The organism is Vicinamibacteria bacterium, from assembly GCA_035620555.1.
Lineage (GTDB): Bacteria > Acidobacteriota > Vicinamibacteria > Marinacidobacterales > SMYC01 > DASPGQ01.
Window position 1 is genome coordinate 1 of the sequence record DASPGQ010000498.1, and the last position, 7,128, is coordinate 7,128.

The window sequence follows — 7,128 nt, forward strand, 5'->3', positions numbered from 1 at the left end:
GGCCACCCGTCGGCCGAGGCGTGACTTGTAGCGGTTGCCAGCGTTCTCGTGAATGATGCCCTTCTTGACCATGACATCGACGAGCGACATCGTGTTGGGGAGAAGCTTCTTCGCGTCTTCCGCGTCTCCGGCCTCGACGACCTGGCGGAGCTTCTTCATCTGAGTGCGCAGCCGCGTGCGGTGAGCTCGATTTCGGGCTCGAAGCTTGGCGTTTTGGCGAACGCGCTTCTTCGCCGAGAGACTATGTGCCATGAAACCTCCTAGGGCCATACAGCCCCATCTTACAAACCAGTGATTTTAGCATAAGATGCGCCGGTGACTGTAACCGCTTGGCTCGACACCACTTTCGACCTTGGCGCCAGAGGCAGCTCGGTTCGAACCGAGGTTCTCGCGGGCGTCACGACTTACATGGCCATGAGCTACATCATCCTCGTCAATCCCGCCGTTCTCTCGACGACCGGCATGGATTTCGGGGCCGTGCTCGGGGCGACTTGCTTCGCCTCCGCCCTGGCGACGCTGTGGATGGGGCTCTCGGCAAACTACCCCATCGCGCTCGCTCCGGGAATGGGACAGAATTTCTTCTTCGCTCTCACGATCTGCGGTCCGGTAGCGCTCGGGGGATACGGGTATGGCTTCCGAGAGGCGCTCGCCGCCGTCGTGGTGGCAGGCGGACTCTTCGTCCTGGCGTCCATCTGGAAGCTCAGGGCCCGCATCATCGCGTCCGTTCCCGACCACTTGAAGAGGAGCATGGGCGTGGGGATCGGTTTTCTCGTCGCTATCGTGGGATTGCGATGGGGAGGGATCGTGACCTCGGTCCCGGGAACCTACATCGGGCTCGGCAACCTGGAAGCTCCTGCCGCCGTCCTCACCCTCTTCGGTCTCGCCGTCACCTCGATTCTGCTCGTGCTCGGAGTCTCCGCCGCGCTGCTAATCGGGATTTTGTCTTCCACGCTGGTCGCGGTCCTCCTCGGTCTTACCCGGTTCGAGGGGGTATTCGGCCTTCCCGAAAGTGTCGGATCGTACTTCCTCGTCGCGGACTTCGAAGGTCTCTTCCGTCAGCGTGAAGTGCTGGCGGTGATCTTCGTGGTCCTCCTCGTGGATCTCTTCGACACCGTGGGAACGCTCATTGGCGTCACCGAGCGCGCGGGCCTCACCGTGGAGGGACAGCTTCCCAAAGCGCGTGAAGCTTTTCTCGCCGATGCGGCCGGGTCGGTGGCGGGCGGCCTGCTCGGCACGTCGACGGTGACGAGCTATGTGGAGAGCGCTGCGGGGGTCTCCGCGGGTGGCCGGACGGGCCTCTCCTCGGTCGTGACCTCGGTACTGCTCGCGGGCTCGGTGTTTTTCTATCCGCTGCTTCGAGTCGTCGGTGGAGGGCTTCAGGACGAGGCCGGTGCCACCCTCTATCCGACACTCGCACCGGCGCTCATACTCGTGGGAGTCTTCATGATGGCTGGGGTCGAGCGAATCGACTGGTCCAAACCGCGCGTCGCCATTCCAGCCTTCCTCACCGTCATCATGATGCCGCTCACGACCAGTATCACCGAGGGCATCGCTTTCGGTTTCATCTCGACCTCGGTCCTGTATCTTGCGGGCGGACGCGCCCGCGACCTCCATTGGGCTACGCACGTCATTGCGGCATTCTTCTTGGCGCGATACGTGTGGCTGTGACGTCGGTCCGTTTTCTCCAGCTCGTCGAGATGCTATTCTCGTTTCCATATGAAGGAAAAACCCCGTAGGTCGAGACGCGGCTCCACCGGCGATCCCAAGCTCGATCGCAGGATCGAGGAGCTCGTCAACGCCTGCTGCACCGACGAAGAGCGAACCTATGTGCAGGAGCTCACCGCGACTGCCCTGGGGCTCGGTATGGACTGCACGAAACGCATCGATCTCAAAATCGCCAATGCCGCTCTCAGGGAGATGCGCCATGCGTTTCGAATCTTCACTCCATTTCGGTCTGCGAGGAAAGTTACCGTGTTCGGGTCGGCTCGCTCTCCGGAGGGCGGACCGGATTACGACCGTGCCCGTGCTCTGGGCAAGGCGATGGCCGAAGCGGGCTGGATGGTCGTCACCGGTGCGGGAAGCGGAATCATGGGCGCCGCCCACCAGGGTGCCGGTCGTAGCCTGAGCATCGGGGTGAATATCAAGCTTCCCTTCGAGCAAGCAGCCAATGACGTCATCCGCGGGGACAAGAAGCTCATGACCTTCCGGTACTTCTTCACCCGGAAGCTCTTCCTCCTCAAGGAATCGCACGCGGTGGTGTTGATGCCCGGGGGGTTCGGGACTCTCGACGAATGCTTCGAGGTCCTGACGCTGCTCCAGACGGGAAAGCAGGTCCCAATTCCCGTCGTGATGGTCGATAGCCCGGAGACGGGCTATTTTCACGAGCTGGATCGCTTCGTGAAGAAGTGTGTGCTCGGCAACGGGCTCATTTCACCGCAGGATACCAGCCTGTTTCGGATCGTGCCCGATCCGCTCGAGGCTCGAAGCGAGATTCTCCTTTTCTATCGCCTCTATCATTCCTCGCGGTACGTGGGAAGCAAACTTCTGATTCGTCTCGAGCGGGAGCTCACCGACGATGAAATGAAGGTCCTCAACGACGGCTTCGGGGACGTTCTGCGATCGGGGCGCATCGAGAGGGCTCAGCCCTTGCCCGAAGAGCTCGGAGACGACTTTCACGGCCTCGCCCGGATCGAGCTCGATTTCAACCGGAAGGACTTCGGTCGATTGCGTCAACTCATCGACGCGATCAACGCGCTCGCAGGCTGATCGTTTCAACTCCGCTCACCTGCGCGAAGGCGGCTCGATCACGGGTCCCGCCACGGCCCTGAGCACGGTAAGATGATTTCGACCTCGGAGGTCGAGGCGTCGCAGTTCGTATCTCCCACGAACAGGGCCCGGGCGGGACGGAAATAGAAGCAGAGGCCCTCCGAATCCTCCGGGTTGGCGAGTACCTCGAAGTGCTCGGCCACCACGTCTCCTCCGCCGACCGTCTGAATGTCGAGCTCGGTTCCGAGACGCCGCGCGGCTCCCTCGGAGCAGAACGCTTTGGCTCGCGAGCGCCTCTGGAGCGCGATCGCGGCGCCTATCGCTTCGACTCTCCCCGAGGTCAGGAGGATGGCCCGAATGGACGAGAGCCCCACGCGAGCTCGTTGAAGTCCCATCATCATGTCGGAGCCGCTCGGATCCAGCCCGGGATCGACGAAGACCGCCCCCGGTGAAGTCTTTACGAAGTAGGCGGCCCGTCCACGCTTCCGCACGCACCAGATTCCGCGGCGGGCTTCGTAGATGTCCCTGTTGGCCATTTGGCAGAGGAGGGCCGATGGTACACCGACTCGTGGCCGCGTAGAATGACGTCTCGGTTTCGGAAGGAGGACTCTTGCAGAGAGCGGTCGTCTTGATGGTATCGATCGGAGTCTTTGCCGCGGCGAACATCACCCGCGCGGATCCGACCCGGGTCATTCTGTTCATCGGTGACGGTTTCGGTGCCGCTCAAACGTCGTTCGGCCTGGCCTACGCACAGATGGTCGAGGGACGCCAGCTCGCGATCGAACGGCTCATGCGAGACGGAAATACGGGCTACGCACTTTCGATCGCCTACGAAAGCCCGGTGACCGATTCGGCGGCGGCGGCGACGCAGATGTCCACGGGTGTGAATGTCAGGAACGAGACCCTCGGTCTGGACCCGGATGGCCGTGCCTTGGAGACCATCGTAGAGTGGGCAGAGAAACGGGGTATTGCGACCGGCATGGTGACCAATATGCGTCTGTCGCACGCCACGCCCGCCGCGTTTGGTTCCCATCAGATCTCCCGCTACGAGCCCGAGCCCGTCATCGTCGACGAGATCCTATCGCTGGACATCGACCTCCTCCTCGCCGGGGGCGGACGCGCCCTGGTCCCCAAGGGACGTCGATTGTCCGATTTCCTGCCCGATGTCCCGTCGGAGCTCGACGGGGAGTCCAATCGGAGCGACGCACAGAATCGCATCGACGGAGCAAGGTCGCGGGGGTACCATGTCGTTTCCACCGCGAGCCAACTCATCGAAGTCTCGAAAGGGACACGCAGACTGCTGGGCCTCTTCGCTGCCTCCCATCTTCCCTACGTCGTGGACCGCCGTCTCTTGGGACTCGAGGAGGTCCCGGCTCTGGACGTCATGACGCGCGTGTCGCTCGATGTGCTCGAACGATCCGAGTCTGGATTCCTTCTCGTGGTGGAGGCCGGGCGCATCGACTATGCGGGCCACGACAACGACGCGGGGACGATGCTGCAGGAGATCCTGGAGTTCGACCGAGCCATCCAAGTCGGGATGGACTTCCAGGGGCGGTACCCGGAAACGCTGGTCGTCGTGACCGCGGACCACGGTACCGGCGGATTTTCCTTCACCTACGGGGACTGGGAGGGGTTGCCCGATCCGATGGCACTCGAAAGTGGACTCGTCTACCGCCCGGAGCATCGTTACCCGACGGTGGAACATTTGGCTCGACTCGGCCAGCAGAGCGCGTCATTCGAGCTGATGCTGGAAAGGGCGCGGGGGGGCGCCGAACGTCTGGTCGAGGTGGTACGAGCGCATACGGGGCTGTCCATGACGCTCGACGAGGCGCGTGGCGCCCTGCTGCGGGACGACGCCGGCCGCGCGCGGACGGTGGATTTTCGTCACTTCTACGGCGATCCGGCGAGTACACCCGCGTGCCTGCTCGGGCGGGCACTTGCGCGCCACACTCACGTCGTCTGGTCGACCGGGGGACACACCTCCGAACCGGTCCTGACTTACGCTCGCGGACCCTCGGCGGAGAGGTTTCGCGGCATTTACTCCCACGCGCGCGTCTACGAGATCGTCAAGTCGGTTCTAGAGTCTCCGTCGGAGTAAAATATTCGCTCGCTGGATTTTCATCGGCTGCGAATTCTCACATCGCCGCTGAAGGTGGTTGCTTCGATCAGAGCGCTGCCGTCGCCTACGACACCCGTCAACTTGCGTCCACTGCGGTCGGTCGACGTCACCCGCATCGGGAAGGCCGAATCGATATCCCCGCTGAAAGTACTCGCCTCGAGCTCGAAGCCCACCTCGTCGCCAATGGCGAGGACGACGTCGCCCGAATGCGTCTTGAACTCGTATCGCCCGCCGGGGGCTATCCGGCCCGTGTAGCGGATGTCACCACTCGTGCTGGACAGGGTTCCCCGCTCCGACGAGACGCTGTCGACGCGCACGTCACCGCTTACGCTCTGTACTTCGAGCTCTCGCGTTTCCAGACCGTCGATGGTGACATCTCCGGAAACGCTTTCGATTCGCGCGTCCCTTGCGGAACTGGCGTTCCGCACGTCCACGTCACCCGAGACCGATTTCGCCTCGACCAGGTTCGTCACCTCGCTCGCGGTGACCGACCCGCTGACCGAGCCGGCTCGGACGGCCCCCTCGATGTTCTCGACGGTGACGTCCCCCGACACCGAGTTCGCTTCCACCTCGGCGTCCCGGGGGAGCGTGATGCGGTAGTCCACGGAGACGCCGCCTCGATGATGCCCTCTATGTCCGCCGCGAGGGTATCGCGTCTCCACCCGGACGCGGTTGCCCACTTCGGAGATGTCGATCTCGACCTCGTCGAAGAGGCTCCGGTCGGCGTCGCCGTGAAGTCGCTTGACTGACTCGATGACCAGCTCGGTTCCGCCGGTTCCGGCAACGCGAATCTCTCCGGAGATATTGGAGACGTAGAGCTCTCCGCCGGCACCGAGCTCGATGCGCCGGGCGAAGGGTTCCTCACGTTCCTGCGCCACCGCACCCACGGCGGCGGCGACGAGCAGGGGAAGGCAGGTCGAAATCAGCATGTATTTCCGGTTCTTCATGATTCTTCTCATATGGGGTTCGAGGGCGTCTCGGTCCCTTTCATTTCCTCGATCAGGTCGAATGCGTTCTCGCCCTCGCCCTTTCGAACTTCGTTGATGACCCGAATCGTGTTTTGGAGGAGGCTCACCTTGCGGCGAAGCGCTCCCAGGAGGCTTTCCTGAGCCACCTTGCTATCGGGCTCGGAGCGGATTGCTTGGCGGCTCTCCTCGATCGCTTTCTCGATCAGATCGAGATTCTCGTTCAGGACGAGGACCAACTCTTCCGACAGTACACCATCGTTTTGCACGACGATTTGCTCGAGGCCGCCGATGGCGTTGTCATAGTGCGCTTCGGCGGCACGGAGCTCCTCGGTGACCATGGTGACGAGCGCCCCCTGGTCGTCGACCGCCGGTGAATCTCTTCTCGCGAGAAAAATCGCGACCGCGAGCAGAATCAAGGCCGCGAGGGCCAGATAGGCGCGGACGTCGGTCGCTTTGCTCGGTGGGTGACGTCGTTCCATCGCCGCCGCTAACGAAGTCCAGACGTGCTCCGGAGGTTCGGGATTCCCGAGCGCTCTCGCCTGGCGTCGGATGGAGCGGAGATCGGCCTCTAGCTCCCGGCAGGCTTGGCAGGAGCTCAGGTGGCTCTCGACCAGGGCTTTTTCTCCCGGCTCCAGGGTTCCGTCGACGTAGTCGTTCAAACGGTCGGTGAAATCGTCTCGTGTCACGGCGCTGCTCCGGCGGAACGAGTTTTCAATTGGTCCCGCAGCTTCATGCGGGCTCGGTGAACGAGCGATTTGGACGTGCCAACGGCGACGCCGAGGATGCTGCCGACCTCCCGGTGGTCATAGCCAGCGACGTCGTGAAGGAGAAACGCGGCGCGTGACGACGGGGGAAGAAACCCGATGGCGCGCTCGAGCTCGAGACCACGAGCTCCCTCGGGGCTCCTGCCGCTAGAAAGCATTTCGGGAAGCGGGTCGGTCCGCGACTGTTCCTTGGCTCCGCGACTTCTCAAATGATCGAGACAGCGGTTGACGGCGAGTCTGTGCAGCCAAGTGCCAAAGGCGGACCGGCCGGCGAACGTCGGGAGCTTGTCGTAAACTTGCAAGAATATCTCCTGGAGCAAGTCTTCTGCGTCCTCTCGAGTCCTCAACCTTCGAAGCGCCAGGCCAAACACGACACCGCTGTGTTTCCGGTAGAGTGTCTCGAAAGCCGCGTCGTCGCCTCCGAGAATGCGCTCTACGAGATCGTCGTCCTCGGCTCTCCGGCCCTCGCGGTTTGGCGTCATGGGAGTCGATGGTAGCTCGTATCCTCTGG

The 7,128-nt window shown here is 62.8% G+C and carries 8 protein-coding genes; 3 read left to right on the forward strand and 5 right to left on the reverse strand.

Translation table 11 applies throughout. The features are described 5' to 3' along the window. Window positions 1-252, reverse strand: a 252-nt coding sequence (gene rpsT, locus VEK15_20345) for a 30S ribosomal protein S20 (protein HXV63062.1), incomplete at its 3' end; no start/stop codon positions are given. A gap of 63 nt (window positions 253-315) precedes the next feature. On the opposite strand from rpsT, the gene VEK15_20350 reads away from it, so the two are divergent. Next, window positions 316-1,668 carry an NCS2 family permease gene (locus VEK15_20350; GenBank protein ID HXV63063.1) on the forward strand — a complete coding sequence of 451 codons (1,353 nt, stop codon included), beginning with the start codon at window positions 316-318 and terminating at the stop codon, window positions 1,666-1,668. A gap of 48 nt (window positions 1,669-1,716) precedes the next feature. Next, entirely contained in the window at window positions 1,717-2,766 is a 1,050-nt protein-coding gene (locus tag VEK15_20355; GenBank protein ID HXV63064.1) for a TIGR00730 family Rossman fold protein, read from the forward strand. Window positions 2,767-2,804: 38 nt separating this feature from the next. Here the strand turns inward: VEK15_20355 and VEK15_20360 are convergent, their stop codons facing one another. Further along, a complete protein-coding gene (locus VEK15_20360) occupies window positions 2,805-3,302 on the reverse strand; it encodes a hypothetical protein (protein HXV63065.1) in 498 nt (165 codons plus the stop codon). A gap of 74 nt (window positions 3,303-3,376) precedes the next feature. Between VEK15_20360 and VEK15_20365 the strand changes: the two genes are divergently transcribed. Beyond that, window positions 3,377-4,864 carry an alkaline phosphatase gene (locus tag VEK15_20365; GenBank protein HXV63066.1) on the forward strand — a complete coding sequence of 496 codons (1,488 nt, stop codon included), beginning with the start codon at window positions 3,377-3,379 and terminating at the stop codon, window positions 4,862-4,864. A gap of 20 nt (window positions 4,865-4,884) precedes the next feature. Here the strand turns inward: VEK15_20365 and VEK15_20370 are convergent, their stop codons facing one another. The 3 genes from VEK15_20370 to VEK15_20380 all read right to left on the reverse strand — a co-directional run. Then, window positions 4,885-5,832, reverse strand: a complete 948-nt coding sequence (locus VEK15_20370) for a DUF4097 family beta strand repeat-containing protein (GenBank protein ID HXV63067.1) — start codon at window positions 5,830-5,832, stop codon at window positions 4,885-4,887. A gap of 8 nt (window positions 5,833-5,840) precedes the next feature. After that, entirely contained in the window at window positions 5,841-6,539 is a 699-nt protein-coding gene (locus VEK15_20375) for a zf-HC2 domain-containing protein (protein ID HXV63068.1), read from the reverse strand. Next, window positions 6,536-7,128 (reverse strand): RNA polymerase sigma factor (locus tag VEK15_20380; protein HXV63069.1); only part of this gene is annotated, 593 nt, incomplete at its 5' end. The genes VEK15_20380 and VEK15_20375, both read right to left, overlap by 4 nt.

Coding starts and splice junctions, on each gene's coding strand:
- VEK15_20355 (HXV63064.1), top strand. CDS start 1,717: ATGAAGGAAAAACCCCGTAGGTCGAGACGCGGCTCCACCGGCGATCCC.
- VEK15_20360 (HXV63065.1), bottom strand. CDS start 3,302: ATGGCCAACAGGGACATCTACGAAGCCCGCCGCGGAATCTGGTGCGTG.
- VEK15_20370 (HXV63067.1), bottom strand. CDS start 5,832: ATGAAGAACCGGAAATACATGCTGATTTCGACCTGCCTTCCCCTGCTC.